A 26,823-nucleotide genomic window follows, 5' to 3' on the forward strand; every position below is an offset into this window, starting at 1 on the left:
TTTGAGCGTTTTGTACTAGTCCGATCTAAAAAAAGTTCATTTGAATGATTCGCTACCGTCAGTCGTTAAAGAGCGGAGTCAAAAATAATTCAACGTACTTCAATATCGGAGAAGTCGAAACGGTACAATTTGAGAATACGATTACTTACTCTTTGGAAAAATGAAAAAAATAGTCGTTTTAATTTCCGGCCGTGGCAGCAATTTTGTGGCTATTCAGGAGTGTGCACTGCGTGAAGACTGGGAACACACAATTGAAGCTAAGATTGTTGCGGTGATCTCTAATCGTCCCGACGCAAAGGGATTGGGATTGGCTCAAGGTTACGGTATTGATGCGTTGTGTGTGGATCACAAAGCATTTGAAAGCCGAGAAGCGTTTGAAGAGAAATTATTTGAGGTGATTTCCCGTTATGAGCCGGATCTCATTGTATTGGCCGGATTCATGCGTATTTTGACGGCAACCTTCGTGAATCGCTTCGAAGGGAAGATTCTTAACATTCACCCGGCGCTGCTGCCTTCCTTTAAAGGACTCGATACTCATCAAAGAGCAATTGACGCGGGCGTTCGTATGGCAGGTACGACGGTGCATTATGTCTCGGCAGCATTGGATGGCGGAGCCATTATTGCTCAGGCAGCAGTACCGGTATTGCCATCAGACGATGCCCATACCCTGGCCGATCGCGTACTTGTTTTTGAGCATCAAATTTATGCCAAGGCCGTTAAGGCGTGTGTGACCGGTCGGGTTCGTTATGAAAATGAGCGGGCCGTCATGGATGATGAAACTGCCTTGGAACTCACCTTATTCGGAAAGAACTAAATCATGCAGGAAAAGAAAAGATCTTCGCGTCGTCCCGCAGGAACACAACGTCAGTTGACCGAAAGACAAAGGGCAGCCCGTACGCGTCAGATTCTTGAAAGTCGCTCCATGAGTAAAGAGGAGCGGCGAAAAAAGGCGGGCGCCCATCACAGTGTCGCCGAGCGTCAATCTCGTTCGGGCGGTCCGCGAGTGACCGGCTTGATCGTTGATGAGTTGGGTAAAGCGCTCGCAACGGTTTTAAAGCTTGACGGTCCGGCCGATGTGTTGATGAGCCGCTTCTTCAGACTTAACCACAAGCTGGGTTCTCGTGACAGGAGCATTATCGCTGAGGCTATTTTCTTTACACTTCGGCACCTGTCGACAATTGCCTGGCAGATGAAACCCATCGTTCCGGCTCGCGCCCCGAGGTTGACGGCAATGGTGGCGTTGGCCCGTATTTACGGTCGTGACGCTTTGGATGAACGGACGGTCGGCAATGATGCCGGACCTCTGGATAACATTTTGCGAAGCAAACCCGAAAATGCCACGCCTTTTGTGCAGTCGGAATTGCCCTACTGGCTCTATGAGCGATTAAATGAGCAGTTCGGTGATGAGGCTCCCGCTCTTTTTGAATCCATGAAAGAAGGGGCTCCGCTTGATTTGCGTGTTAATCTGCTTAAGGCTAAACGCGAAGAAGTGATTGCGGAACTTACTGAACATGGCGTACAGGCATTGCCGACTCCTATGTCTCCCGATGGTATCCGCTTGCTCACAAAACCCGGCTTGACCAGTTGGCCGATTTATCGGGAAGGCAAAATCGATGTTCAGGATGAAGGCAGTCAATTGATTGCTCGCTTGGTTCAGCCCAAACGGGGTGAGATGGTCTGTGATTTTTGCGCCGGTGCCGGCGGAAAAACATTGGCATTGGGTGCATTGATGCGCTCGACAGGCCGTCTTTATGCTTTTGATGTCAATGAAAAACGCCTGTCCGGTTTAACGCCTCGTATGCGCCGCGCCGGATTAAGTAATGTCCACCCGATTGCGATCAAAACGGAGCGTGATACACGTGTCAAGCGTTTGACCGGTAAATTTGATCGAGTGTTGGTTGATGCCCCCTGTTCAGGAACGGGAACCTTGCGCAGAAATCCTGATCTACGCTGGCGCATGAACGAAGAGGAACTGGCCCGTATTAATTCGATTCAAGCCAATGTGTTGGAATCTGCTTCGAGACTCGTCAAATCAGGCGGACGCTTGGTTTATGCCACATGTTCGTTGCTTGAAGTGGAAAATCAAAGGGTGGTGGAAGCATTTTTGTCCAAACACCCCGAGTACGAAATTATGGACGCTACCGATGTGTTGGCTAAACAGGGAGTGAATCTTCCCGAGTGTGCCAAGGCCCATGCGCCTTACTTTGTGATGGCCCCGCACCAAAGCGGTACCGATGGTTTCTTCGGTGCAGTGTTGGTGAAAAAGGAAATGCGCCAATCTTAACTTTGTGAAAAAACGCTCATCTTGACAGGTGGGCGTTTTTTCCGAGATTTTCTTTTCATGCTTTTTTCCGTTCCTAAATCTTTGGCTTTTCTGTTAGCGATGTGTTCCATGGTGGGACCGCTCTCAGCCAATACCTATATGCCCGGTTTGGGCATGATTGCCGAGGAGTACGGAGTCGGTGAAGTTGCTGCCTATCAGACATTATCCAGTTATCTGATTTGTTTTGCCCTTTCTTCATTATTCGTAGGAGCTATTTCCGACAGTTTAGGCAGGCGCTCCGTTATGATGGGTGGGCTGCTGAGTTATGCGTTGTCATGCATGATCTGTGCGTTCAGCCCTAACTACGAGTCTTTTCTTGTCGGAAGAATTCTGATGGGCCTTTTTGCCAGTACCGGAACGGTGCTGGCCATGGCGGTTACGCGTGACCTTTTCAGTGGCAGACAGGCTCAGGAATTGACAAGTTTGATTGCCGTTATTTTTGCTTTGGCTCCGGCATTTGCCCCCATTATCGGCGGGTGGCTCGTTGTGCTTTTCGGTTGGAGAAGCGTGTTTTTCTTCTTAGCGGGTTTTGCTTTTCTAATGGCTCTTGCCACCTTCTTTTTACTGAAGGAAACCCATCCCGAAGACAAAAGAACGGCTTTTCATTTCGTACCGCTTGTGACGACTTATGCTCATTCCTTTAAGAATGTTGCGTTTACCGCGGGCGTTTTCTGTAACGGTTTTGTTTTTATGGGTTCCATTCTGTTTTCTGCCGGCGCACCTGACTATGTTGAAAATGTCATGGGCATGGGTGTAACAGATTTCGGTTATCTCATGCTGCCATTGATCGGTTTTTCAGTTACGGGCTCTATTTTCTGCACAAAAATTGCCGCCAGATTGGGCGAAGTCAAAGCCATGTGGCTTCAAATTGCTTTGATGTACATTGCAGGCATTGCCGGCGTGGTGATGAATTACATCTGGCACGTGCCTTATCCGCTCTGCCTTTTTGCCGTGATTGTCTATAGCACGGCAATGAGCGTCATTCGTCCGATCATGACGGTCTATAACCTGGACTATTTCCCGCAAAACAGAGGAATGGCAGCAAGCATTCAGCAATTTTTCCAAACATCGGCTTTTGCCATTTGCGCCGCTTTATGGGTTCCTGTTGTCATGGGGCAGGCATGGAAGTACGATGCTGTGCTTTTGTTCTGCGGCGTAATGGTCAGTGTTACGTGGATTATTGTCCTGAAAACCCGTCCGCGCTGCTTGCCTAAAGGCTTTCAATCAGAGAACTGTTAAAAGGGTTGACACAATCACAACACTGCAGGCGACCGACAGGGAGTTAAGGTTGGCAGCCATCGAAGGATTGCACTTGGCTTTAATACAAAAGATTAAACCCACCACCGGAATCGGAGCCCAAGCAATCAGTGCGAGAATTTTTCGGATTTCTTCGGGAAACGGTAAGAGATAGTACATCGCAAGCGACATCACCAGCGAGCCTAACAGGCGAATGCCAAGCAGGCGAAAAAGTTCCTTTAATTGTTCGGCAGGCATTGCAAATCGTATACTTTGCCCCAGGAGAATCATAGCTAAGAAGGCATTGGCATTGGCGCCGATTTGAGCCCAATCTACGATTGTTTTCGGAAAAGCGAACCCTAAAACGGAAAGCGCCAACATAACAAAATACGAGCAAATCGGGCCGGAGCTGAACATTCGTTTAAGGATCGTTTTCACAAGCGCTAAACCCGTACCGGTTCCCGAGCCCAGTGCATAAGTCGTGCCGGTACACATGATGGAGTTGCCGATATCGAATAAGCAGATAGACAAAAAGCCCATTGGTGTGACAAAAGACTGCAGAAACGGCATCACAAATGTACCGATGTTAAACCCGGACAGGTTCAGCATGTCAAAGAGTCTCTTTTGCGGCTGTTTCCGACTGATCAGACAGGCAATACCGATCATGAAAAAGTTCGTCAAAAGTCCCAACCCGATTAACCAGAGATAACTCCACTCGAGATGCAGGCCGTTGAGGCAGACCAGGATCAGGCACGGTAAGGTTACATAAAGCAAAAGACCGGACAATGCGTGGACGGTATCTTCTTTGAGAACATGGACGCGCTTGAGAAAGTAACCGATGCCGATAAAGAGTACAAAACCTAAAACTTTAATGAGACCATCCACGTTAGTGTTCCTTGTTTGCAGACTGAGATAGGCATTGTACGCTGACCGATACAGAAGGATGTTAAGCACAAAAATGTGAGAAATTGAGACCAGAAAGATAATTTGGCAAAAAGAGATGAAAAACAATCAATATTGTGAAAAGGATTTTTCCTAAAATTAGAAAGACACATGTTAGGGGTTTTGAATGATTAATTCCGGAAGACGGTTTTATTTAAAAGCGGCCGCAGCGACGGCACTTTATTTGAATTGGCCTTCTTTTGCTTTGGCTCAAACGGGTTCTTTTGGATTGACTGATCTTGTCGGTCGTTCAATTGTTTTGACTCAAAAACCGCAACGTTTTGTTGTGGCCAACTACATTGCCAATTTTCTTTTTGTCGGCGGAGCAGAATCAGTCAATCACATTGTCGGCATAACGGCTGACGGTTGGCAAAGCACGCGCTACGCCGAATATGTTCGTTTAACACAAGCCTTTCCTCAATTAAAAAATATTCCCAGTATCGGGGGCTACCATGATGACATTCTTAATACGGAGAAGATTCTTGCGTTAAAACCCGACGTGGTGATACTGGGACAAACACAGTATGTTCAGAATGCACGAAGATTAAGCTTATTGGAAAAGGCCGGTATTGCAGTGGTGGTGCTCGATTATCACGCGATGAAATTGGAAAATCACGTAAAAAGCACCCAATTGCTCGGAAAGTTACTTGATCGTGAAAGTGTCGCCAAGGAACAGATCAGCCGTTACAGTGAGATTATTCAAACGATACAAACACGCATTGTGAGGGCTGATGCCGTGGCGAAACAGGTACCAGTTTATGTCGAGTGCGGAAATTTAGGCATCGGTGCCTATGGAAATTCCTACAATAAATCGGTCCTGTGGGGAGGTATTCTCGATCGGCTACAGGCAAATAATATTGCCGCAGATATGCAGGCGCCTTATGCCTCATTGTCCAGAGAGTTTGTCTTAGCGAAAAATCCGGGGATTATTTTTATAGCGGGTAGTATTTGGCAAAATGCTGCAGAAAATGATCAAATGCGGATGGGCTTGATGGTTTCAAAATCAGAAGCTCTACAGAGATTGTCCGAGTTTATCAAACGTCCTTTATGGGACAGACTTCAGGCGGTGAAAAATAACCGTGTGTACGGTGTTGACCACGGAAGCCTGCGTTCAATGCTCGATTACTCCTTCTCACTTTTTATGGCCAAAGTGATTTATCCGGGGCTGTTTGATGATTTTGATCCGGAAGCGGAAATTCAGGCGTTTTATAAACGTTATTTACCTGAAGTGGATTCTTCAGGCACGTTTACTTTGAAACCTTAAAACTCATGAGTTGTCATTTACATTACCGTCAAACCAATCACAAACGCACGATGATTCTGTGCGCAGCAGCGTTGCTGCTGCTCATTGCTGTGGGTTTGGATTTGGCTGTCGGTTCATCGGCCATGCCGCCGTCTACTCTTTTGAGTGCGCTTTTTTCCGGTCCCGAGGCCTCTGATATCAATGCCACTATTGTTTGGTCCCTGCGACTTCCGATGACGCTCACTGCGCTTTTTGTCGGGACGTCATTAGCGATGGCGGGTCTTCAAATTCAAAATATCACGCAAAATGCCTTGGCAAGTCCTTCAACGCTGGGTATTACCTCTGCGGCCAGCTTCGGCGCAGCGCTTGCTATCAGTTTAGGTCTGAGCGTTTTCGGACAATTCTGGTTTGCAACGGCAACGAGTGCGCTCCTTTTTGCTCTGTTGGTGTCTTTTGCCATTTATTTTTTAAGTGCTCGTCGCGGGATGACTCCGGAAACCGTGATACTAGCGGGTATTGTTGTCAACTTTTTCTTCCTGGCTTTGCAGCAGGTACTGATTTACCGTTCCAGTCCGGAAGTGGCCCAAATTATCAATGGGTGGACTTTCGGCAATTTGGAAAGAGCATCGTGGTTGGCCGTCGGTATCAATGCTTTGCTGACGTTTTTAATCGCTGTTTTTTTACTTAAACGTAGCTGGGCCATTACCGCTTTAACCTTAGGTGAAGAAAGAGCGAAGAGTTTAGGGATCGCCGTCAAACCTCTTCGAATTGAAACCTTTTTCCTTTCGGCATTGCTCATTGCCGGCGCTGTCGCTTTTATCGGTACGGTCAGTTTTGTAGGACTTGTTGCACCCCATATCGCAAAGCTGCTTTTGGGAGAAGATCAGCGCTTCTTGTTGCCCGGCACACTTTTATCCGGCGCACTGCTGATGGTTTTAAGTTCCTTGTTTGCCAAACTGATATCGGCCGGCGCCATCATTCCGGTGGGAATTATTACCTCTTTGGTCGGGGTACCTTTCCTCTTGGTGTTGCTTGTTCGTTATAGCAGCAGGAGGTTTCAATGATTGAGCTGACATTGGATAAATTGGGCGTGAGTTATGGGCAAAATCCTGTCCTTTACGATATATGTGCCAATGTGACAGGGGCTCAGCTCATCAGTGTGATCGGTCACAACGGCAGCGGCAAGACGACACTTTTAAAGGCTATTGCCGGTTTGGTTCATCATCAAGGAGAGGTCTCTGTCAAACAGGACGGACAAGATGTTCCTGTTTCTGCCATTCGATATGTGCCTCAGTTATCGAACATAGCGTCGGCTTTAAGTGTTTTTGAAATGGTTTTGTTGGGGCTTGTTAAAACACTGTCTTGGCGAGTGACTCAGGACATATTTGATAAGGTTGATGCAACGCTTCATGCGTTGGAAATCGATAAACTGGCTCACGTACCTGTCAACAGGCTCTCGGGCGGGCAGCGTCAGCTGGTGTTCTTGGCTCAGGCCTTTGTCTCTGAACCCAAAGTGCTGCTTCTTGATGAACCGACAAGTGCGCTGGATCTTCGTCATCAATTAATTGTGATGAATGCCGTGCGTGAATATACGCAAAAAAATGAAGCTATCACACTGGTGATCATGCATGATTTGTTAACGGCGGCAAGATTTAGTCAGCAGATTTTGCTTTTGGAAAGAGGAACGCTATCCATATTGGATGAGCCGGAATTGGTTTTGCAGGCTCAGCGATTGGAACGAATTTATAACGTGAGCGTGAGTATTGAAAAAACAGCTTCAGACTTTTTGAATGTGGTTCCGATTAAACCGCTCTAAAGCACAGGATCATTCAAAATCGTCGTTTTTTGGGAAAAAGGCAATAAAAAAGCTCGGAACTTAGCCGAGCTTTTTTCTGGTCGGTACGATACTCAATTACTTGAGCTTCGTTTCCTTATAAACCACATGCTTGCGAGCTACCGGGTCGTACTTGGAAATTTCCATCTTGCCCGTGCTCGTACGCTTGTTTTTGGTCGTCGTATAGAAGTGACCCGTACCAGCGGTCGATTCTAACTTGATCTTTTCACGGTTACCCTTTGCCATGGTGAACTCCTATTAGATTTCGCCGCGGGCGCGGAGGTCCGCTAAGACCGCATCAATACCGAGCTTATCGACCGTACGAAGACCTGCCGCCGTCAGACGCAAACGAACCCAACGGTTTTCGCTTTCAACCCAGAAACGACGATATTGAAGATTGGGCATGAAGCGACGCTTGGTTTTGTTGTTTGCGTGAGAGACGCGGTGGCCGACCATCGGCGCTTTGCCGGTGACTTGACACACTCGTGCCATCGCTAACTCCAGTCAAAAAATTAAAACAAAAACAACCCGCCCGAAGTAATACATCTCACCTCGGTGGGGTCAACGGTGAGGTGCATTATACGCACCTCACCCGACATAAGCAAATGATGTTTAGGGCGAGCTCGAAACATGAACAGCAGAAGTTTATGTGAACTGACGGAGTGATTTAATTTTTCTTAATTGTGTTATCAATCGGAGTCGTTTCAATACAATGACCCCACCAGAAATATCAATTTGTCATTTTCCTTTCCGAATTGGTCTTTGACCGATAATGGAGTTTCTACACTGCAAAAGCAGTGCCTCGCCCACTTCGGTGGGCTTTTTCTTTAGTTTTAATGGTATTCAAATTAAGAAATACTAAATCTTTAACGCGTTAACTTAACTTTATCTAAAATTGGACGAGTCACTGAAATGAGTAACGACTGCTTTTTACAGTTTTGAGGGATATAAACCATGGTCGATGCAAGCTTGGATATTAAACAGTTGAAAATGTTTTGTTTGGCCGCCCGGTTGCAAAGCATCAAATTAGCAGCCAACCGACTGTCAGTCACCTCTTCGGCCGTTTCTCAAGCGATTGCCAATTTGGAAAAATCACTGGATTCAAAACTTTTCTCAAGAAATGTCCGACCTTTGCAATTGACGGTAAAAGGTCGAACATTACTTTGGGAGGCAGAAAAGTTAATCAAACAAGAGGAGCTACTCAGAGCCAAACTCACCGAACCCAGTGCTTCGTTGGTCACTCTCCGATTGGGTATTTCTGAGGCAGTCAGTTCAAGTATCGGCCCTTGGTTGTTGGATCATTTATATAAAACAGTCAACAATCTGACCGTCTATTCACATCTTTCCAATGAATTGCTGAAAAAACTTTCCCGAAATCAGTTGGACGTAGCCTTGTGTTCGGGTTTTCAACCGGAGGGTGACAATTGGTATCAAAAGGAAGTATGGCGGGAGGAATTTTTGATTGTAAGCTCAAGATCATTGGGCAAATTTGATGCCAAATTGTTAAAGACACTTGCCGGTCAAATTCCTTTTATTTGTTACAACAGTGACTATCAGGATCAGTATCGTGCCGAACGCCTTCTTAGTGCAATGAATATTGATCCGGTTCATCGAATCGCGGTTTCCTCCAGTTATGAGTTAATGGGTTTGATTTCTCTGAGAGATGGTTTTGCCATTGTTCCTCCGACAAACATATGGTGCGGACGAGAATTTTTTAAATCGGTTTACGTCAGCCGTTTACCGATCAATCTGCGCACTTATCGAGGAATGTGGGCAGTAGGAAGTGCATTGGATCGATCCGAAGCTACGGAGTTGGTTTACTGGGAAGCAAGGAGCCGGATGCAGCATTTTATGTCTGAATTTTTGGCCGGTTCCTGCCCAGGGCTTGAGCAATATATTCAGTTTGAGTAGCTTTCGAAATTTTTAAAACGGTATGCCAAGACGGGATTCGGCAAAGCGAGGCAAGTGGACAAGAAAAGGGGAGGACTTGGGAAATGTTAAGAAAAATTCGAGCCTTAAAACATAGCCCGGTCGCGGCAACCCTGATCGGATTGGTGGCTCCGGTTGCATGGGCCATGAATGTTCCGATTATGAGAGCCATTGTTGAAGGTTTCGGAATGGCTCCCGGGGAGTGTTTGCTCTATGCAATGGCAACGGTCATTGTGGCCCTTTCTCTAAGAATTCCCGATGTGAAAGCTGCCGATAAACGGTATTCGGCATCGGCAGTGCAGTTGCTTGTACGATCTGTCTGGTGTTTGCGGTCTACTTTTCAGTCGGTGGTGCACAAACGCTTGAAGTCGGGATGGTGAATTATTTATGGCCGGCTCTGACAATTGTGTTTTCTGTGCTTTTGACCGGTGTCAAGGCTAATTTTTGGTTAATCCCCGGACTGCTAATTTGTATATCGTCTGTTTTCTGGATCGTCTCCAACGGAGAGTTTTCACTCTTACGATTTATTGCACACGTAACTGAAAATCCTTTGAGTTATTTATTGGCTCTGGGGGCAGCTCTATTTTTGACTCTTTACTCTATCTTTACGAAATTGTGGGGAAGGGGACAAAATTTCAGTACGATCATTTTGGCCTTGGATTCGATTTTCTTTGCATTCTTATGGATCGCGGGTTTCGGAGACGATACCGTGGTGACCGTCAAAGGTGTGGTGAGTCTTTTAGTCGGCGGTTTTGCGATAGGACTCGCTTACGGTTGTTGGACCCATGGAGTTCTGCACGGGAACATCACCGTTTTATCAATGGCATCGTACTTTACTCCGGTAATGTCTTGTGTGTTCGGAGCGATTTGGTTGGGAGCACAATTGAGTACAAGTTTTTGGATCGGCAGTCTATTTTTGGTGTTTGGTTCAATTGTTTGTTGGTTCTCAACCAAAGAGGCTAGTGCAGGTAATCAAAAACCAAAATAAAGCGTTAATCTTTATTGATGACAAGCGCAGGCTGCCCATCGTAACCGTAACGGCGGCGATTGGCAGCAATCAACACAACACTCAGAATAAAAGTCAGAGCCTCAGCAACCGGTACGGCTAACCACAGACCGATTTCACCGATTAAATTCGGCAGGCATTCGATAGCCAAAACAGTGAAAAGAAATGTACGACAGAATGAAACCAGAGCGGCGCGTTTACCGTCTCCCATTGCCGTGAAAAGGTAGGCGGCAAACATATTGGGGCAAAGTAAGAGCAGAGACAGGGCAAACAAACCGAAATTGGCAAGAACCAAATCAAAAACAGGCGAAGTCTCGGGCGTGAAAAAAGCTAAAACCGGTTTGGCAAAAATAATGGATAAGCCGTATGCCCCCAAGGAAAAAACGGTCATGATGACGAGGCTGTTTTTAAAAACGTGGGCCAATTCCTTCCAATTTTGTTCCCCGTATTTGTAACCCAAAATGGGGCCTGTTGCTTCACAAAAACCGTAAAAAATGGAATTGAAAACGTACGTTGAGTACGAGGCAATGGTCAGAGCTGCCACACCATCGACTCCTAACCAAAGCATAAAAGCCGCATTAAAAAGGTACAGCGTGACAGAAGACGAGAGGCTGCCTACCATCTCTGAAAAACCGCTGCGGCAGGCGCCTTTGAGCGCTGCCCAGTCCGGAGCGGTCACAATAATTCTGATGGGAGCATTTTTTCTGCAAAAAAACAAAGCACCGGCCGCAGCCGCTACGATCCATGAAATCACGGTAGCCAGTGCCGCACCCCACATTCCCCAGCCTAACGGGCCCATAAAAACAATATCTAAAACAACGTTGGTGAGTCCAGAGGCAATGGAAACCGCCAGCCCCAGTTTAGGGAATCCGGCTACGGTGAAAAAGGTCTGAGATAAAACACTCAGTAAAAAGAAAGGCATGAATAAGAGCCAAACAAACTGGTAGTCATAAGCGAATGCGTACTGTTCTTCGTTAACATGCAAAAAGCCGAGCAACGGATCCAAAAGCAGAATCCCGATAATCCCCACAACCAGACCGAAAACGAATTCGGCATAAACTAAAGAGCTGAGCGCCCGATCGGCGCCGTGAGAATCTCCGGCTCCCAAACGTCGTGAGACAACCGAGCCGCCGCCGGCAGAAAGCATGATGCCGACCGCTCCCAGGAAAATGGCGAGCGGAAAAATCATGTTTAAAGAGGCCAGGGCCACGGTTCCCATGTAACGGCTGATCAATACACCGTCTGCCACCATATAGCTCATGATGAAAAGAGACATCAACATACGGGGGAAGGTAAAACGCAGCTGCCCCGCAATGCTGAAGTGTTGTCCGAGAATGGTGTTGGTGGCTCTCATTCGAAAAGAAAATAAAAACAATTATCGCAATACTAGAGCAAGATACGTATCCGTGTTTGCTCAAATACAGCGAAAAATTCTCCAATATTTGACAGTTGTACTCGAAAGAAACCGTTTGAAACGGTAGACTTCTGAAAATACATCTTAAGGAATCGTTATGCAGGTTTTATTAGCTCAGCCTCGGGGGTTTTGCGCGGGGGTCAATCGTGCAATTGCTATCGTAGAAAAAGCACTTGCGGTCTACGGACGTCCTATTTACGTTCGCCACGAAATAGTCCACAACAAGACAGTTGTTAATGAATTGAAAGCAAAAGGGGCAATTTTTGTAGACCATTTAAGTGAAGTGCCCGATGGCGCAACAGCCATTTTGTCGGCTCACGGCGTACCTCAAAAGGTAAAGGATTATGCTGCGACGCGCGACATTCGTATTTTTGATGCCACCTGCCCACTGGTCATGAAGGTTCATCGGGAAGTCATCAAGATGCACAACGACGGCCTGAGTGTGATTGTGATCGGGCACAAAGGACACGCGGAAGTGGAAGGTACAATGGGTCAGGTCAAAGACAATATTTACCGGGTTTGTTCAGATGAGGAAGTGGACGCACTTCAGTTGCCCAATCCCGACAAAGTCGGCTATGTGACGCAGACCACGCTTTCAACGGATGAAACAAAAGAAGTGATTGCACGGTTGAAATCGAAGTTTCCCAGCATCCGTTCATTATCGAGCGCAGACATCTGTTATGCCACGCAAAGCAGGCAGGAGGCGGTCAAGAAACTGGCCGCAGAAGTGGATTTGGTGTTGGTGATCGGTTCAAGTACCAGTTCAAACTCTCGTCGCCTGCGTGATAAAGCCCAAAGAGAAGGCGTGAGGGCATTTTTAATTGACAGCGTGGAGGATATTGAACCTTCTTGGTTTGAGGGGGTTCAAAGGGTCGGGTTGACTGCCGGCGCTTCTGCGCCTGAACATTTGGTTCAGGGGGTGGTTGAATACCTCAAAGCAAACGGTGCCACATCGGTTGAGACCATGCCCGGAGTGCCTGATCGCATTGCATTTCCGTTGCCCGCAGGACTCTAATAAATTTCTCGAATTTAAGAAAGGATTGAGATGGCTAAAGAAAAACACCAAAGTGCAACGCCTGCAACCGATTGGTTAAAACAGCATAAAGTCACGTTTGAGCCGCTTTCTTACGAGTACGTTGACCATGGCGGAACGGCAGTGGTGGCTGCAGCCTTCGGACTGGATCATCACACTGTAGTCAAAACTCTGATTATGGAAGATGAACACGCTAAACCGCTTGTTATTTTGATGCACGGCGATTGCGAAGTCAGTACCAAGAATCTGGCTCGCCAAATCGGGGTTAAACATATTGCGCCCTGTAAGCCTGAACAAGCACAAAGAAACAGCGGCTATCAAGTCGGCGGCACCTCACCTTTCGGAACCCGAAAGCGCATGCCGATTTATGTTCAAAAAACAATTTTGGATTTACCCGAGATTTACATCAACGGTGGTCGACGCGGATTTATCGTAAAAATTAATCCCGCAGTCTTAGTCAATGAGTTGGGGGCAAAACCTGTTGATTGTGCAAACGCGGATGAATAGTGATTGACTCAACAATCCGGAGTCGTTAAATTTTGCGAAGAAAGTTGAGAAAGCTTTCTTCGCAAAAATTCAGCCCACAATGTCTGCTGCCGCTTCTTTTAAGCGCCAGCGGGGTTTGACGCCGAATTTCAGGTTTTTGAAGTGCCGGTTAATGTCTTCGTCAGACATATGTTTGATGCGTTCCAGTCCCGCCGTGGCAATCATGGCGCCGTTGTCCGTGCACAGTTTGATGGGCGGGAAGAACACCTGCATGCCTCTTTTTCTCATTTCGTAAACCAAGCGGTTTCTGAGTTGTTTATTGGCACTGACGCCACCGGCCACAACAAGCGTTTTCATCTTTTCCTGTTTCATGGCTTTGACCACTTTGGCCGCTAAAACATCCACAACAGCATCAACAAAAGCACGGGCCAGATTGGCTCGGAATGTCTCATCGTCAGGATTTTCAGCATTTTTTACAGCGGTGAGTACAGCGGTTTTTAATCCCGAAAAACTCATGTCCAAATTAGGAGAGTGAATCATTGGTCGGGGTAAATCGATTGCACCCGAAGTACCTTTTTCAGCCAATGCGCTGACGGCAGGACCGCCCGGATAGCACATACCGAGTAACTGTGCGGTCTTATCAAAAGCTTCGCCGACAGCATCATCGAGCGTATCGCCTAAAAGCTCATAGTCACCGAAACAGTTCACTTTCATAATTTGAGTGTGACCGCCTGAAACCAAAAGCGCAATGAAGGGGAATGTCGGGGCGGGGTCAGCCAGAAGGTTGGCTAAGAGGTGACCTTCCATATGGTGGATGCCGATAACCGGAATGTCCAAAGCAAAAGCCAGCGCATGAGCTACGCTTACACCGACCAAAAGCGCACCGGCCAGTCCCGGGCCTTGCGTGACAGCAATGGCGTCTAAATCTTCTTTCTTTTTTCCGGCCTCCTCCAGTACCTGCTCGATGAGGGGAATCACGCGACGAATGTGATCGCGACTGGCTAACTCCGGTACAACGCCCCCGTACAGGCGGTGCATATCAATTTGAGTGTGCACGGCATGCGCAAGCAAACCTTTTTCGTTGTCAATCAGGGCAACGCCCGTTTCGTCGCAAGAGGACTCCAAACCGAGAATAAGCATAAATATCAAAAGAATCAGTCAGTTAGACTGATTTTTCCAGAAAAATGAGAAAAAAATTAAAGGATTATTTCCTTTTAGGCGTATTTTATGCGAAAATACGGAACTTTCGGAGGTCGTGTATACGTTTCGAAAGAGGATCGTATGCTCTGATCAGATCGGTAAAACATTACCGTAACCTTTTTTATTGACAGGTAAGGTGCCTGATGCCCACTATTCGTGTTAAAGAAAACGAACCGTTTGAAACCGCTCTTCGCCGTTTCAAGCGTACCATTGAAAAGAGCGGTCTTTTGACCGAATTGCGTGCTCGTGAGTTCTATGAAAAGCCCACGGCCGAACGTAAGCGTAAGAAGGCTGCTGCCATCAAGCGTCACTACAAGCGCTTGCGCAGCCAAATGTTGCCGAAGAAGCTCTACTAATTCTCGGACCGCATTGAGTAGACGGTCCGATAACGCGAAGGGGCCGTCCGGGCTTGAGCTTTGTGCTTAAAGCCGAGATCACGCGTGCAAAGCTCTGGTTTGAAGGAGTGGTTGCACGCGTTTTTTTTGAAGGATAGGGAAATGACGATTAAAGAACAGATCATGGCCGATATGAAGGCCGCAATGAAGGCTCATGATGCCTCGCGTTTGGGTGCCATTCGTTTATTGATGGCTGCCATCAAGCAAAAAGAAGTTGACGAACGGATTCAGTGCGGTGATGCAGAGATCATTTCAATCATCGCCAAGCTCGTCAAGCAACGTCATGACTCGATCGAGCAATACACCGCCGCTAATCGTCAGGATCTGGCCGATAAGGAACAAGCTGAAATTGATGTGTTGTCCACCTATTTGCCTAAGCCTTTAACAGAAGAAGAAATTCAAGCCATCATTGATGAAGCGATTGCCACGCTCGGTGCAAGCGGTATGGCTGCAATGGGTAAGGTGATGGGTGCCGTCAAGCCGAAATTGACCGGTCGTGCAGACATGGGGAAAGTTTCCGCTTTGATTAAGCAAAAACTGACCGCTTAATTTTTCCGCCGCATGATTCCCGAGAGCTTTATTGAAGAGGTTTTGTCCCGTACCGATATCGTTCAGGTGATCGGTCGGTATGTGAAGTTGCAACATAAGGGAAGCAACTGGATGGCCTGTTGTCCTTTCCACAAGGAAAAGACACCGTCTTTTGCCGTGAATCCGAGCAAACAGTTTTTTAAGTGTTTCGGCTGCGGTGAGCACGGCACGGCCATCACCTTTTTAATGAAGTTCAAGGGATTGAGTTTTCCAGAGGCCATTAAAGAATTGGCAGACGATCTCGGCATGGAAGTGCCTGAAGATCGACAGGCTAAAGTTCGGCAAGCAAGGGCCAAAACTTTAACAGACTATCTGGCTCAGGCAGCCGATTTTTATCACCAAAACCTCTTTCACGACCTTCATGCGATTGAGTATTTGAAGGGGCGCGGTATTACCGAAGAAACCGTCAATAAATTTCAGCTCGGTCTGTCTCCGGACGGATGGCAGGGACTGCAGGAAATTTTTAAAGACAAAGCCTACGATGATCCGAAGTTGGAAGAATCCGGTCTGGTGATCGCCAAGGACGGACATCGGTACGATCGCTTCAGAAGCCGGGTGATGTACCCTATTCGTAATCCGCGGGGACAAGTGATCGGTTTCGGTGCCAGAACCATGGTTGCAGGCGAAGAGCCGAAGTATCTCAACTCTCCTGAAACGCCTGTTTACCATAAGAGTCAGGAACTCTACGGCTTGTTTGAAGCGCGAGAGGCCATTCACAAAAAAGGACGGGCGATTGTCTGCGAAGGGTACATGGATGTCATCCAAATGTCCCAGGCAGGTTTTTTGGAGACCGTTGCTGCCCTCGGAACCTCCATTACTCCGGAACATGTCAAAAAACTGTTCCAGCTCTCCGATCACGTTTATTTCTCTTTTGACGGTGATGCGGCCGGTTTTAAAGCCGCTCGGCGTGCAATGGAATCGACGTTATCGATCATCACCGATACGCAGACGGCTCACTTTGTTCTCTTACCTCAGGACGAAGATCCGGATAGCCTGATTAAATCTCAGGGACCAGAAGCATTTGAAGCCCAACTTCGGGGGGCGTATCCGCTCTCAAAATTTTTCGTGATGGACATCGTTCGGGAAGTCTCTCAAGGCAGAGGACTTCGTACTGCAGAAGATCGGGCTCGAGCCATCGCCGTAGCCAAGCCGCTTTTGCAACGCATGAGTGCTCAGGCACTGCGACAGCTCTTGGTGCAGGAATTGTCTTCTGCCGTACGAATGGATCCGGGAGAGCTCGCCGCTTTGTGTGGCGTGACGTTATTGGAAGTGCCGCAAACGGCCAAACCCGCCCAGTCCCAGGGCTACGGACGAGACACCAGACAAGGTGAACGCTACAGACGTCCTGTTCGTCCCGTGACGACCGGCCCGCTCTTTACAAATATTAAAAGGCGCTTGCTTCAGTGTTTTGTCACTCATCCGGCATGGCTTTTGAAGTATTCCGATCAGATTGAGTATGAAATGCTCGATACTGTTGATGAATGGGAGGAAGCCATCGTACGGTTGTGGCATCTGGCTCAGGATCATTCCAAAGGGGAAGGGTTTGAGCAGTCGCAGTTAACCACGGGGTACCTTTTGTCATTCATGCAGGGAGATCCGCTGTATGAGCGCGTGGCTGAATTGGTCTCCCAGGAGGAGGTGCTTCAGACACCGCCTGAGGTGGCAGAGTACGAAATTAAGTGTGCATTCCTGAAGTTGGAAAAAGCTCAGTTGGATGCCAAGATTTCGGAAATTCTGGCTCTTGAAGAGCAAGGTGAGATGGTTGAAACAGGTTATTTAGAGAGACTTTTTAGGCGTCGTCAGGATATTCATCGCTCTTTGGTTGATGAAAGTACACAAGCCGTTGATTTCGTTTTGAGTAATCGTTTAAACAGTTAACATTTAGGCTAAACCCCTAGGTTTAACCCCCGCATTCGATTCTTAAACGCCGTATAATCGCAAAACCGTTCTAAAAATAAAGATTGTTGTATTGACGAACTTTGAGAACGTGATTTGCGGAAAAAAATCGCAAAACCCCAGATTCTCCCTAAGCTTTTTCCCGTCCGAGTTTTATTTCGGACGAAGCAATAGAGTGTGTGTATGGCTACTCGAAAGAAAAAGTCGTCCAAAAGCGAACCGCTCACAGTGTCTTCGGCCCCTTCAGCTGAAGCCACGATCAATATTCTTTTTGATCAACCGATTCAGATTCAATCCCCAGACCTTAAAACTTTACCCAAGGTCAGTACAGCCAACCGCAAAAAACAGCGTTTGAAAAAGACTCTTGAGCAGGTCTATCAAAATGGGGCGAGCGAGATGCGATTGCAAAAGCTTCGCAGTCTCATTGTCCAAGCCAAGCAAAAGGGATTCGTGACCTATGCTCAGTTGTCCGAAGTGGTTCCTGAGCAAATTGAGGACGAAGAAGAGGCGATCACCAAGCTTGAGCATGCTTTCAGCTTTTTAGGCATCCAAATTCTCGAAGAGCCGCCTGCCGAAGACGAAATTTTGCTCAATGACTCTCCATTGTCTTTAGTCCAGGAAGAAGACGAAGATGATGAGGATGTTTTATCTTTGGTTGAAAGCGATGTCGCCAGAACCTCCGATCCCATGACCATGTATACGCGGGAGATGGGTGCAGTGGCACTTTTGACCCGAGAAGAAGAAATATCCATTGCTCGTCGCGTGGAAAACGGATTCCAGGCGATGATGGAAGCGATCGCCGACAGTCCCTCAGCATTGAAAGCATTGATTGACATGGCAGACACATTGAGAGCCGACGAGGTGAATGTGGAAGCCATTGTCGACGGTGTGACTGATTCCGATCCGGTAGAGCAGCCGATCAGCGAAGAAGAAATGCCTGAGTACGATGAGGAAGACGACGATGATGTCCAGGAAATCGCCATCGGTGCCTCGGCAATGAGCAGTGAGCAGCTTAAGGTACTGAAAGACACCACACTCGATATTTTGGAAACGTGCAAAGGTTATTATGACTGCATGCAGACGCTCGATGTCAACAGTGACGAGTATCGACAGCTGGAATTTGCAGTTAAAGAGCAGTTGATGAAGGTGCGGTTTACCTCGGCAACTGTCCGTACGCTCTCTGACCTCCTTCACGATGAAGCAGAAACCGTTAAACGCATAGAACAAGACGCACGTCGTCTCTTGGTCGATGTTGTCGGTATGCCAAGAGCCGAATTCGGTCATCTCTTCAAAGATGAAGGCTTTACGGCTGAGGCCATTAAAACTCGAGTAGGAACGGATGTGCCCTATGCTCTGGCGCTTGAGAAAAATCTGGACTCGATATTGCTGGTTCAGCAAAAGTACAAGGAATTTTCTGCCAAAGTTCGTTTGCCGGCCACGCGTATGCGCACGCTTTATACGCAAATGTGCCAAGCCGAACAGATGGTTCATGAAGCCAAGCAAGAGATGGTTAATGCAAACTTGCGCTTGGTGATATCCATTGCTAAACATTATTTGAATCGAGGTCTTCAGTTCTTGGATTTAATCCAGGAAGGTAACCTGGGTTTAATGAAGGCAGTCGATAAATTCGAATATCGTCGTGGTTATAAATTCTCTACATACGCCACTTGGTGGATTCGTCAATCCATCACCCGTGCATTAGCGGATCAGGGACGAACGATCCGGATTCCGGTGCACATGGTTGAAACGCTCAATAAAATTACACGCCTGTCGCGTCAGTATCAGCAGGAATATGGGCGTGAGCCTACTTATGCGTATTTGGCTGATCAAGTCGGATTGAGTGAACAGCGGGTGCGAACGATTATGCGTGCCCGGCGCGAGCCGGTTTCGATTGACTCTCCGGTTGGAGACGAGGAAGATTCACACTTAGTCGACTTTATAGAAGATAAAAGTACGCAAAGTCCGCTTGAAAAGGCTGAAAGTGATGATCTCAAGCAGGTTGTTCACGAAGTATTGGCTTCACTGTCACCTCGGGAAGCCAAAGTTCTGATGTTGCGTTATGGTATTGATACCAATACGGAACACACGCTCGAAGAGTTGGGACGCCAATTTGTGGTCACTCGTGAACGTATTCGTCAGATTGAGGCCAAGGCGTTGAGAAAACTTCGACACCCGAGTCGGGCCAATAAATTACGTGGATTCTTAGACCAAGATTCGACCAAAAAGTTTTGATATAAATCAAATAAACGAAAAAGCCTGTGTAAGTTTTTACACAGGCTTAACTGTTCTAGTGTATCTTAATAAGTTCGCAGCGGTTTGGTGGCCCTTCGTCTATGACGAATCTGGTCTTTTCTTATTTTATTCTAGCCCCGAAGCCGACTGCCATTTGTAAATTCGGGTCTAATTGTATGCCTATAGCCGATAATTTTCACGACTGTTGCAACAATTAGATAATCAACGTGAGTGTGAGCTGTGTGCATCACACCGGTTGGAGAAAAAGTTCTTGCGTGGGGCAAAGGCTAGGAGCGCGAAATTTCTGAAATGAATGTTTGATAGGTGTGTGTTGATGACATACCTCGGGGACTATTGTTCCGAAAAGAGAATTTCGTGATTTCCTTTTTGACTTATGCGGTTAATTTTTCTGACCGATGACATTGACTGAGTATTTTGCAAGATTATGAAGAAAGCGACTGTCGAAAAAGCAACCACTTCTAAAAAATCCGTGAAGGCGGCTGAAGTTGCCGAGGATTTTGAAAAAGATTCTTCCGCAGATGAAGATCTGAATCAATGGTTGCATTCACATGACAAGTTGAAGATTAGTCTCAAGGGCGATCTGCCTCTCGATGATGATGAATATGCTCAAGAAGAGCTCGATGAAGAGGAGCTCGAGGAAGAGATCGAAGAGGCAGAGGAACTCTCTGACGATGATTTTGGGGATGAGTTTATTGAAAAAGAGCCCAAGATCGAAAAGCGAAAAGGCGGTCGGAAAAAGAGCGATCCTTTGGCTGATCTGATGCCCGCTCCGGCTGAACAGGAAGAAGGTGCTGAAAACGGTTACCGTCAGTTGGTTCGATTCGGTCGTTCTCGCGGTTGGGTGACGATTGCGGAAATCAATGACTTGTTGCCTGAAAGCGCACTGCGTTCAGAGGATGCCTTAACCGAAATTACGCTCGGTTTGGGACGCTTCGGTGTGCAGGTGTTTGATCACACGCCCGATGAAGACACGGTGGCGATGTTGGCCGAACAGCAGGCGACGGTCGATGATGATATCGATGAAGAAGACGCCGCAACCATTCTGACGCCTGAAGAAAGCGCCGGTCTTTCCAAGGATCCCTTGCGAGCTTATTTGCGAGGAGTGGGCAGCCATAAATTATTGACCCGTGAGGGTGAGATTGAAGTGGCCAAGAGCATCGAACAACACCGTGCCCGATTGGTGCAGGTGGTGTTGATGTCTCCGCTCTCCATTCAAGAATTGCTCAATTTGGCTGAAAAAGTTCGTGAAAACACGGAAACCATTGACAATGTGATTGACGGTTTCACGGATGTTGCCGGCGAGGAAATTCAGGACGACAGCGGCGATCTGAATACCGACATCGGTGCTGCAGCTATGACGGTTGAGCAGCTCGAAGAAATGAAAGAACGTGCTCTGGAAATGTTCGATCGTCTCAAGGGATACCTTGAAAAGATGCGTGAGAGCTTCGGTGATCCCGCAAAGAGCAAGGACTTTGAGCGAGCTCGCCAGAACATTGCCGATGAATTGTCTATCGTTCGTTTCTCGGTGAAGACTGTCAGTCATTTGGCTGATATTCTCGCTGAACACATGTCCAAGGTTACCGACACGATGTATGCCATGCGCGATGTGATGGTTAATAAAGCCCACATGTCGCAAGAACACTTCGTGAAGGGATTTACCGAACGTTGCTGCGACCGTCAGTGGTTTGACGATGAAGTGGCCGCCGGGCAGCCCTGGTCTGTGGCACTGGCCAATCACCGTGGTGTGTTTGAAGAGTTGCAGGCTCGTTTGTTGGGGTTGCAGGAAGAGGCAAGTTTGCCGATTGCCGAACAGCGTGATCTGCACCGTAGCATGACAGTTGCACAGGCCAGCCTTTCAAAGGCAAAAGCCAAGATGATTGAGGCAAACCTTCGTTTGGTGATTTCTATTGCCAAGGGCTATGTCAATCGCGGTTTGGCCATGCCTGACCTGATTCAAGAGGGTAACCTCGGTTTGATGAAGGCGGTGGATAAATTTGAATATCGTCGCGGCTACAAGTTCTCCACCTACGCAACCTGGTGGGTGCGCCAGGCTGTGACGCGTGCTGTTGCCGATTACGGTAATACCATTCGTATTCCGGTGCACATGACGGAGTCCTACAACAAGATTCGTCGCATCAAGCAGAAGTATCTGCAAGAACATGGTAAGCAACCTTCGGATAACGAGTTGGCTGAGTTGTCCGGCGTGCCGTTGCCTAAGGTGCAATTGCTGATTCAGGCTATGCGTGGTGTGGAATCGATTGATGCTCCGATCGGTGACGATGAAGATGCAACGAAACTTGACTTTGTTCGTGGTGACGAGGAACAGGATCCGCAACGCCGCTTCATGGTGACAGCCATGGAAGAAGAGATCAAAAAGTCTCTCGATCGTTTGACTGATCGCGAAGCCACGGTTTTGCGCTTGCGTTACGGTATCGGCACGAGCCACGATCACACGCTCGAAGAAGTGGGTCGCTCCATGGGACTGACACGTGAACGTGTGCGTCAGATTGAAAGTGCTGCTATCCGTAAGTTGCGCAGCCCTGACTTTGCTGAACGACTTCGTGACTATGTTCAGACTCATTAACCGCTAATCCGTTTATCTTCAGGCCACTCATATCGGAAGGTACGAGTGGCCTTTTTCGAAAATATGACAACCGAAATGAATCCGTGGCGCTTTTGTGTGGCGCCGATGCTTGACTGGACCGACAGACATTGTCGGTACTTCCATCGTCAATTATCCAAACATGCACGACTGTATACCGAAATGGTGACTACGGGCGCCATTATTTATGGTGATAAGGCAAGACACCTGAACTTCAACGAGGAAGAACATCCGGTAGCCCTGCAATTGGGAGGAAGTGACTGCGCCGATTTGGCCAAGTGTGCAAAGATCGCTCAGGATTGGGGTTATGACGAAATCAATCTCAATTGCGGCTGCCCCAGCGAACGTGTTCAGAGGGGATCGTTCGGTGCGTGCCTGATGGCCGAGCCTAAACTTGTCGCCGATTGTTGCAAAGCAATGATGGATGCCGTGGATATTGACGTGACGGTGAAGCATCGGATCGGAATTGACAAAATCGAAGATTACGCTTTTGTGCGTGATTTCGTGGGTAGGCTTTATGAGGCCGGCGTTCGAACGTTCATTGTGCATACCCGCAATGCTTGGCTCAAAGGTTTGAGTCCGAAAGAAAATCGTGAAGTACCGCCTCTGAAGCGCGAAGTGGCCTTTGCTCTGAAGAAAGATTTCCCATCGGCTTCCATTGTGATTAATGGGCAGGTCGATACATTGGAATTGGCCGAAGAGTTGCTGGAAAAAGTCGATGGTGTAATGATGGGCCGTGCGGCCTATAAGACGCCTTGGGTGCTCAGTGATGTGGATGCTCGATTGTTTGCTGATATGCATCCGGTGCCTACACGTGAGGAGTTGATTGAAATTATGACTGAGTACTTACGAAGAGAAACGCCCAAGGACAGTCATGTACCGCGTGCCACGGCTAAGGCAATGATCGGTTTGCTTCAGGGGTTGGCTGGAGCTCGTTTCTACCGCCGCACTCTTTCAGATCCAGCAGCTTTCGCAGAAAGTGGAACAGAAATTTTGAAAACGGCATTTGCCAGTGCGGGTTGGGGTGAACGGTTGACAGATGATCGTCGGGATGATGACGAATTCTGAAGTTTTGCCCGATATAATGAGCGGAATCTGAAAATTTTTAATTAAGCTTGATCAGGTGTGATATGAAAGTATTGGTTGCTGTAAAGCGGGTTGTTGATTACAACGTAAAGGTTCGTCTGAATGAAGCCGGTGAACCGGATACCGCCTCAGTGAAAATGTCGATTAATCCTTTTGATGAAATCGCTACCGAATGTGCGGTGCAATTAAAAGAAAAAGGCATCGCCTCTGAAGTGGTCGCTGTGACAATCGGAGCTCAAAAAAGCCTGGATACACTGCGTGTAGCGATGGCAATGGGAGCCGATAGAGGTATTCATGTTGTCAGTGAGGCATTGATTCAGCCTTTGCAGGTGGCAAAAATTTTGCAAAAGATTGTCGAAAAAGAAAATCCTGATTTGGTGATCGTCGGTAAACAGGCAATTGACAACGATGCCAACCAAGTGGGGCAGATGTTGGCAACCTATTGCAATATCCCTCAGGCAAGTTTTGCATCCAAATTGGAGATCACCGACAGCAGTGAAGCGCTTGTGACACGAGAAGTGGACGGAGGTGTGCAAACCGTTGCGGTGAAATTGCCGGCTGTCGTGACTGCTGACTTGCGATTGGCAGAACCGCGTTATGTCACTTTGCCTAACATGATGAAAGCGAAGAAAAAACCGGTGGAAACAATTGATGTGTCGAGCTTGGGAATTGACACGGCCCATCGACTCAAACCGGTGAGCTACAGTATGCCGAAGAAAGAAAAAAACGGTCAGATTTTAGGATCTGTTGCCGAACTGATTAATAAACTTCAAACCGAAGCCAAAGTACTCTAAGGGAGAAAGTCATGCGAGCTTTAGTAATTGGTGAAGTTAATGCCAGTGGTATGAAGCCGACGTCGGCTTCTTTAGTCAGTGCAGCTTTAAAGGCGGCCGGTTCGGTGGATCTTCTTCTTTTGGGACAGGCTCCGAAGGCTCAGGAAGCTGCCAAGGTGCTCAGCGGTGTGGAAAAGGTTTTTGTCAACCCCGATAGCGGCGAAAACATTTTGACGGAATCGTTATCCAAAGCGGTTGTGGCACTTGTGAAAGAGCAAGGTTACAGCCATGTGTTCTTTGAAGCCAGCTCTATGGGTAAGAGTGTAATGCCTCGTGTGGCTGCACTTTTAGACGTGGCTCCATTGTCAGATGTGACAGCTGTGCTGGATGCCCAAACGTATGTACGTCCGATTTTTGCCGGCAGTATTGACGTAACTCTCAAAGATGAAGAACCGGTTGTTGTGGCCAGCGTGCGGGCAACGGCTTTTGATCCGTGCGGAAACGACGGGAATGCAGAAATTGTGGTTAATAAACCGTTCCCCGAAACAATGAAAACCCGCAAGGTCAGTTTCGAAGCCGTTAAAACCGATCGCCCGGCCTTACAGAGTGCGCGCATAGTGGTGGCGGGCGGCCGAGGCCTTGAAGATGAGGAAGGTTTTAAAAAGCTTGCACAACTGGCTGATCGTTTGGGTGCTGCAATCGGTGCAACGCGTGCTGTCGTTGATATGGGACTTTGTCCCAATGATTGGCAAGTCGGACAAACGGGAAAAATCATTGCTCCTGACCTCTACATTGCTATCGGCATTTCCGGGGCTATGCAACATATTGCCGGCATCAAGGATGCCAAAGTGGTGGTTGCAATCAATAATGACCCGGAGGCTGCGATCTTTGAAGTCGCCGATTACGGATTGGTTATGGATGCCAAAGCCGGTATTGAGGCTTTACTGAAAGAACTGAGTAACTAAACACTGGGGCGGTCTGTATCGGTTTGAAAGACCGCCCTAAAAAATTCAAGAAACGATCCTGTTGTCGTGTTAAATTAAAGACTGTGCGTTAATTTTCCGAAAAGGAGAAACGAATGTCTGACAGTCTTCATCCCGAAATTCCTTCCATCAATGAATCCGTACTGCAGGCCATGAAGGTCCTTGCCACCGATCCTAAGATTCAGAAAGGTTTGCAAATAGCCAAGGATCAGGCAAGTTTTGCGATGCAAGAACAGGTTGAACTCTGCGAAATTGCCTCACCAACGTTCGAAGAAGCCACGCGTGCTAAAGAAATTGCACGCCGTATGGAACAATACGGATTAACAGATGTCAGTATTGATGAAATCGGTAATGTAGTCGGTGTTCGCAAAGGGACAGGAAACGGCCCGGTATTGGTAATTGATGCTCATATGGACACAGTTTTTCCGATGGGAACCGATGTAAAAGTACGCCGTGAAGGTGATACGTACTATGCTCCCGGAATCGGGGATAACACAAGTGGGTGCCGTGCCTTATTGCAATTGATTCGTTGCTTTAATGAAGCCGATATAAAAACCGAAGGTGACATCTTATTTGTCGGGACCGTCGGTGAAGAAGGTAACGGTGATATTCGCGGAGCGAAATTCATTGTTAAAGGCGATCGACAGGTTGATGGGTACATCGCGATTGACTCCTTCTCTGAAGGCGTTGTGGTGAACGGTGGAGTGGGGTGCCATCGTTGGCGCGTATCAATAGACGGTAAGGGTGGTCACAGCTTTATGGATTTCAGCCAAATTCCGAGTGCCATTCATGCCATGTGCCACGCCGGTCATTTGATTGATCATCTGGTCCCGCCCTCAGAACCGTATACAACTTTCAATATCGGTACGATTAAAGGCGGAACGTCCGTCAATACGATCGCGCCTCACTGTGAAGTCGACATTGATATTCGGAGTATTTCCAACGATGAATTGCTTAAACTCGAAGCGCAAATTTTTGAAGCTTTGGATGCCGGGGTTGAGGAAGAAAATAAGCGTTGGGGTATCACTGATCCGGAAAAGATGCTGACGTTAACCAAGACACAGATCGGCGATCGACCGGCAGGTTCTCGTGACGGGGGATGTCCTATCATTCAATGTGCTTTAAGTGCACAAAAAGTGTTGGGAATCGAGTTAACTCAATACGGACCTTCTGCAACGGATGCTAACGCACCGATCAGCAAGAATATTCCTGCTGCATGTTTAGGTTCGGGTGGATTATCCGAGAAGTTCCACACGTTAGATGAATATTTTGTTGATCGCGATAGTTACAAGGGACCGCAACTCGTCTTTTTAGCAGCGTGTATGCTTGTTGGTGTTGAAGGACAAAAGGCACTTTTAATTGCTAAGAAGCAATAAGACGGTTGATAAAATCGGTATGTGTGGCTGTAAAGCCAAAATGAAGCTCGACAAAAGTTAATTTTTGTCGGGCTTCGATTTATTGCGAAAGTGAGTGTTGTATAGGAAAGACAAAGTAATCAAAGAGTTGGAAAAAGGGGAAAGAGGCGTCAGAAGAAATAATTGAAAAAGGGCTTGACAAAGGGAAAACGCGGGTTAAAATACGCAATCCGTTGCTCACGAAGC

Annotated in this window: 25 protein-coding genes; 20 read left to right on the plus strand and 5 right to left on the minus strand. The window is 47.5% G+C overall.

Annotated elements, in window-relative coordinates:
• Positions 1–160 precede the first annotated feature (160 nt).
• From purN to H5985_RS07305, 3 genes are read left to right on the plus strand one after another with little or no spacing between them, the layout of a single operon-like run.
• Positions 161–814 carry a phosphoribosylglycinamide formyltransferase gene (gene purN, locus H5985_RS07295; protein WP_205050656.1) on the plus strand — a complete coding sequence of 218 codons (654 nt, stop codon included), beginning with the start codon at positions 161–163 and terminating at the stop codon, positions 812–814.
• Between the two features lie 3 nt (positions 815–817).
• Complete coding sequence (locus H5985_RS07300; RefSeq protein ID WP_239481696.1) at positions 818–2,284, plus strand: RsmB/NOP family class I SAM-dependent RNA methyltransferase; 1,467 nt, start codon at positions 818–820, stop codon at positions 2,282–2,284.
• A gap of 57 nt (positions 2,285–2,341) precedes the next feature.
• Positions 2,342–3,562 (plus strand): multidrug effflux MFS transporter, encoded by a 1,221-nt coding sequence (locus H5985_RS07305; protein ID WP_205050657.1) that lies wholly within the window; start codon positions 2,342–2,344, stop codon positions 3,560–3,562.
• On the opposite strand, the gene H5985_RS07310 is transcribed toward H5985_RS07305, so the two are convergent.
• A complete protein-coding gene (locus H5985_RS07310; RefSeq protein WP_205050658.1) occupies positions 3,548–4,444 on the minus strand; it encodes an AEC family transporter in 897 nt (298 codons plus the stop codon). The two genes, H5985_RS07305 and H5985_RS07310, sit on opposite strands and share 15 nt — an antisense overlap.
• Positions 4,445–4,628: 184 nt before the next feature.
• On the opposite strand from H5985_RS07310, the gene H5985_RS07315 reads away from it, so the two are divergent.
• Genes H5985_RS07315 through H5985_RS07325 form a run of 3 tightly spaced genes read left to right on the plus strand, consistent with a single transcriptional unit; the run spans position 4,629 to position 7,560 of the window.
• On the plus strand, positions 4,629–5,765 hold the full coding sequence (locus tag H5985_RS07315) for an ABC transporter substrate-binding protein (RefSeq protein ID WP_205050659.1): 1,137 nt from the start codon (positions 4,629–4,631) through the stop codon (positions 5,763–5,765).
• Positions 5,766–5,770: 5 nt separating this feature from the next.
• Positions 5,771–6,808, plus strand: coding sequence for a FecCD family ABC transporter permease (locus H5985_RS07320; RefSeq protein ID WP_205050660.1), 1,038 nt, complete (start codon positions 5,771–5,773; stop codon positions 6,806–6,808).
• Positions 6,805–7,560: an ABC transporter ATP-binding protein gene (locus H5985_RS07325; RefSeq protein ID WP_205050661.1), complete on the plus strand. Its 756-nt coding sequence runs from the start codon at positions 6,805–6,807 to the stop codon at positions 7,558–7,560. The genes H5985_RS07320 and H5985_RS07325 overlap by 4 nt, the downstream gene beginning before the upstream one ends.
• A 96-nt stretch (positions 7,561–7,656) precedes the next feature.
• On the opposite strand, the gene rpmG is transcribed toward H5985_RS07325, so the two are convergent.
• Positions 7,657–7,824, minus strand: a complete 168-nt coding sequence (gene rpmG, locus H5985_RS07330) for a 50S ribosomal protein L33 (RefSeq protein WP_022472349.1) — start codon at positions 7,822–7,824, stop codon at positions 7,657–7,659.
• A 12-nt stretch (positions 7,825–7,836) separates the two neighbouring features.
• Complete coding sequence (gene rpmB, locus H5985_RS07335; RefSeq protein ID WP_022472348.1) at positions 7,837–8,070, minus strand: 50S ribosomal protein L28; 234 nt, start codon at positions 8,068–8,070, stop codon at positions 7,837–7,839.
• A 462-nt stretch (positions 8,071–8,532) separates the two neighbouring features.
• Here rpmB and H5985_RS07340 point away from each other — a divergent pair, with 462 nt between their 5' ends.
• The 3 genes from H5985_RS07340 to yddG all read left to right on the plus strand — a co-directional run bounded on the left by H5985_RS07340 (position 8,533) and on the right by yddG (position 10,495).
• The gene (locus tag H5985_RS07340; RefSeq protein WP_205050662.1) at positions 8,533–9,489 is read left to right on the plus strand and encodes a LysR family transcriptional regulator; all 957 of its coding nucleotides are present in this window, start codon (positions 8,533–8,535) and stop codon (positions 9,487–9,489) included.
• Between the two features lie 83 nt (positions 9,490–9,572).
• Positions 9,573–9,887 carry a hypothetical protein gene (locus tag H5985_RS07345; protein ID WP_205050663.1) on the plus strand — a complete coding sequence of 105 codons (315 nt, stop codon included), beginning with the start codon at positions 9,573–9,575 and terminating at the stop codon, positions 9,885–9,887.
• The gene (yddG, locus tag H5985_RS07350; protein ID WP_205050664.1) at positions 9,830–10,495 is read left to right on the plus strand and encodes an aromatic amino acid DMT transporter YddG; all 666 of its coding nucleotides are present in this window, start codon (positions 9,830–9,832) and stop codon (positions 10,493–10,495) included. The genes H5985_RS07345 and yddG overlap by 58 nt, the downstream gene beginning before the upstream one ends.
• Positions 10,496–10,499: 4 nt before the next feature.
• On the opposite strand, the gene H5985_RS07355 is transcribed toward yddG, so the two are convergent.
• The gene (locus H5985_RS07355; protein ID WP_205050665.1) at positions 10,500–11,888 is read right to left on the minus strand and encodes an MATE family efflux transporter; all 1,389 of its coding nucleotides are present in this window, start codon (positions 11,886–11,888) and stop codon (positions 10,500–10,502) included.
• Positions 11,889–12,024: 136 nt separating this feature from the next.
• On the opposite strand from H5985_RS07355, the gene ispH reads away from it, so the two are divergent.
• Positions 12,025–12,942: a 4-hydroxy-3-methylbut-2-enyl diphosphate reductase gene (gene ispH / locus H5985_RS07360; RefSeq protein WP_205050666.1), complete on the plus strand. Its 918-nt coding sequence runs from the start codon at positions 12,025–12,027 to the stop codon at positions 12,940–12,942.
• 30 nt (positions 12,943–12,972) lie between these two features.
• Positions 12,973–13,467, plus strand: a complete 495-nt coding sequence (locus H5985_RS07365; RefSeq protein WP_205050667.1) for an aminoacyl-tRNA deacylase — start codon at positions 12,973–12,975, stop codon at positions 13,465–13,467.
• Positions 13,468–13,536: 69 nt separating this feature from the next.
• Here H5985_RS07365 and tsaD read toward each other — a convergent pair whose 3' ends face one another.
• A complete protein-coding gene (tsaD, locus tag H5985_RS07370; protein ID WP_205050668.1) occupies positions 13,537–14,586 on the minus strand; it encodes a tRNA (adenosine(37)-N6)-threonylcarbamoyltransferase complex transferase subunit TsaD in 1,050 nt (349 codons plus the stop codon).
• A 203-nt stretch (positions 14,587–14,789) separates the two neighbouring features.
• On the opposite strand from tsaD, the gene rpsU reads away from it, so the two are divergent.
• The 9 genes from rpsU to H5985_RS07415 all read left to right on the plus strand — a co-directional run bounded on the left by rpsU (position 14,790) and on the right by H5985_RS07415 (position 26,598).
• On the plus strand, positions 14,790–15,002 hold the full coding sequence (gene rpsU, locus H5985_RS07375; protein ID WP_022472342.1) for a 30S ribosomal protein S21: 213 nt from the start codon (positions 14,790–14,792) through the stop codon (positions 15,000–15,002).
• 141 nt (positions 15,003–15,143) lie between these two features.
• Positions 15,144–15,590, plus strand: a complete 447-nt coding sequence (locus H5985_RS07380; RefSeq protein WP_205050669.1) for a GatB/YqeY domain-containing protein — start codon at positions 15,144–15,146, stop codon at positions 15,588–15,590.
• A 12-nt stretch (positions 15,591–15,602) separates the two neighbouring features.
• The gene (gene dnaG / locus H5985_RS07385) at positions 15,603–17,507 is read left to right on the plus strand and encodes a DNA primase (protein ID WP_275096586.1); all 1,905 of its coding nucleotides are present in this window, start codon (positions 15,603–15,605) and stop codon (positions 17,505–17,507) included.
• A gap of 201 nt (positions 17,508–17,708) precedes the next feature.
• Positions 17,709–19,757, plus strand: a complete 2,049-nt coding sequence (rpoD, locus tag H5985_RS07390) for an RNA polymerase sigma factor RpoD (protein ID WP_205050671.1) — start codon at positions 17,709–17,711, stop codon at positions 19,755–19,757.
• A 445-nt stretch (positions 19,758–20,202) separates the two neighbouring features.
• Positions 20,203–22,362 (plus strand): RNA polymerase sigma factor RpoD, encoded by a 2,160-nt coding sequence (gene rpoD / locus H5985_RS07395; RefSeq protein WP_205050672.1) that lies wholly within the window; start codon positions 20,203–20,205, stop codon positions 22,360–22,362.
• 63 nt (positions 22,363–22,425) lie between these two features.
• Complete coding sequence (gene dusA, locus H5985_RS07400) at positions 22,426–23,448, plus strand: tRNA dihydrouridine(20/20a) synthase DusA (protein ID WP_205050678.1); 1,023 nt, start codon at positions 22,426–22,428, stop codon at positions 23,446–23,448.
• A 62-nt stretch (positions 23,449–23,510) separates the two neighbouring features.
• The gene (locus H5985_RS07405; protein ID WP_205050673.1) at positions 23,511–24,260 is read left to right on the plus strand and encodes an electron transfer flavoprotein subunit beta/FixA family protein; all 750 of its coding nucleotides are present in this window, start codon (positions 23,511–23,513) and stop codon (positions 24,258–24,260) included.
• A gap of 11 nt (positions 24,261–24,271) precedes the next feature.
• Positions 24,272–25,204 carry an electron transfer flavoprotein subunit alpha/FixB family protein gene (locus tag H5985_RS07410; protein ID WP_205050674.1) on the plus strand — a complete coding sequence of 311 codons (933 nt, stop codon included), beginning with the start codon at positions 24,272–24,274 and terminating at the stop codon, positions 25,202–25,204.
• Positions 25,205–25,317: 113 nt separating this feature from the next.
• Entirely contained in the window at positions 25,318–26,598 is a 1,281-nt protein-coding gene (locus H5985_RS07415; RefSeq protein ID WP_205050675.1) for a M20/M25/M40 family metallo-hydrolase, read from the plus strand.
• Positions 26,599–26,823 lie beyond the last annotated feature (225 nt).

Source organism: Parasutterella secunda, assembly GCF_016901835.1.
Taxonomy (GTDB): domain Bacteria; phylum Pseudomonadota; class Gammaproteobacteria; order Burkholderiales; family Burkholderiaceae_F; genus Aphodousia; species Aphodousia faecavium.

Excerpts from the sequence above, each read along its gene's own strand:
- purN (WP_205050656.1), top strand. The coding sequence starts at position 161 with ATGAAAAAAATAGTCGTTTTAATTTCCGGCCGTGGCAGCAATTTTGTG.
- H5985_RS07300 (WP_239481696.1), top strand. The coding sequence starts at position 818 with ATGCAGGAAAAGAAAAGATCTTCGCGTCGTCCCGCAGGAACACAACGT.
- H5985_RS07305 (WP_205050657.1), top strand. The coding sequence starts at position 2,342 with ATGCTTTTTTCCGTTCCTAAATCTTTGGCTTTTCTGTTAGCGATGTGT.
- H5985_RS07315 (WP_205050659.1), top strand. The coding sequence starts at position 4,629 with ATGATTAATTCCGGAAGACGGTTTTATTTAAAAGCGGCCGCAGCGACG.
- H5985_RS07320 (WP_205050660.1), top strand. The coding sequence starts at position 5,771 with ATGAGTTGTCATTTACATTACCGTCAAACCAATCACAAACGCACGATG.
- H5985_RS07325 (WP_205050661.1), top strand. The coding sequence starts at position 6,805 with ATGATTGAGCTGACATTGGATAAATTGGGCGTGAGTTATGGGCAAAAT.
- rpmG (WP_022472349.1), bottom strand. The coding sequence starts at position 7,824 with ATGGCAAAGGGTAACCGTGAAAAGATCAAGTTAGAATCGACCGCTGGT.
- rpmB (WP_022472348.1), bottom strand. The coding sequence starts at position 8,070 with ATGGCACGAGTGTGTCAAGTCACCGGCAAAGCGCCGATGGTCGGCCAC.
- H5985_RS07340 (WP_205050662.1), top strand. The coding sequence starts at position 8,533 with ATGGTCGATGCAAGCTTGGATATTAAACAGTTGAAAATGTTTTGTTTG.
- H5985_RS07345 (WP_205050663.1), top strand. The coding sequence starts at position 9,573 with ATGTTAAGAAAAATTCGAGCCTTAAAACATAGCCCGGTCGCGGCAACC.
- ispH (WP_205050666.1), top strand. The coding sequence starts at position 12,025 with ATGCAGGTTTTATTAGCTCAGCCTCGGGGGTTTTGCGCGGGGGTCAAT.
- H5985_RS07365 (WP_205050667.1), top strand. The coding sequence starts at position 12,973 with ATGGCTAAAGAAAAACACCAAAGTGCAACGCCTGCAACCGATTGGTTA.
- tsaD (WP_205050668.1), bottom strand. The coding sequence starts at position 14,586 with ATGCTTATTCTCGGTTTGGAGTCCTCTTGCGACGAAACGGGCGTTGCC.
- rpsU (WP_022472342.1), top strand. The coding sequence starts at position 14,790 with ATGCCCACTATTCGTGTTAAAGAAAACGAACCGTTTGAAACCGCTCTT.
- H5985_RS07380 (WP_205050669.1), top strand. The coding sequence starts at position 15,144 with ATGACGATTAAAGAACAGATCATGGCCGATATGAAGGCCGCAATGAAG.
- dnaG (WP_275096586.1), top strand. The coding sequence starts at position 15,603 with ATGATTCCCGAGAGCTTTATTGAAGAGGTTTTGTCCCGTACCGATATC.
- rpoD (WP_205050671.1), top strand. The coding sequence starts at position 17,709 with ATGGCTACTCGAAAGAAAAAGTCGTCCAAAAGCGAACCGCTCACAGTG.
- rpoD (WP_205050672.1), top strand. The coding sequence starts at position 20,203 with ATGAAGAAAGCGACTGTCGAAAAAGCAACCACTTCTAAAAAATCCGTG.
- dusA (WP_205050678.1), top strand. The coding sequence starts at position 22,426 with ATGACAACCGAAATGAATCCGTGGCGCTTTTGTGTGGCGCCGATGCTT.
- H5985_RS07405 (WP_205050673.1), top strand. The coding sequence starts at position 23,511 with ATGAAAGTATTGGTTGCTGTAAAGCGGGTTGTTGATTACAACGTAAAG.
- H5985_RS07410 (WP_205050674.1), top strand. The coding sequence starts at position 24,272 with ATGCGAGCTTTAGTAATTGGTGAAGTTAATGCCAGTGGTATGAAGCCG.
- H5985_RS07415 (WP_205050675.1), top strand. The coding sequence starts at position 25,318 with ATGTCTGACAGTCTTCATCCCGAAATTCCTTCCATCAATGAATCCGTA.